Annotated in this window: 1 protein-coding gene; it reads left to right on the forward strand. The window is 41.8% G+C overall.

The genetic code is table 11. The annotated features are described in order from the left end of the window. Nucleotides 1–19: 19 nt before the first annotated feature. A partial coding sequence (locus ACYQ78_RS39495) for a YhfC family glutamic-type intramembrane protease (RefSeq protein WP_459806122.1) occupies nt 20–280 on the forward strand: 261 nt, incomplete at its 3' end.

A 280-nucleotide genomic window follows, 5' to 3' on the forward strand; every position in this document is an offset into this window, starting at 1 on the left:
GGCGGAATAGGAGAAGAAAATGACCATTCATATCATTATTACCATGTTGCTGTTGCTGGCTTTCTTGATAGGAAGCATTTGGTATGCCAAAAAGAAACACCAGATTAATCTAGCTGTCTTGGGCTTGGGGGCTGTTGCCTTCTTTGTCTCTTCACAGATTTTGGAAAAACTGGTGCATATCTTGGTTTTACATCCTCAAAAAGACGGTAGTATTGCCCTCTTACAAGACCATCCGCTTGTCTATATCATCTATGGCCTAGCCATGGCAGCATTTTTTGAG

The organism is Herbidospora sp. RD11066, assembly GCF_054661255.1.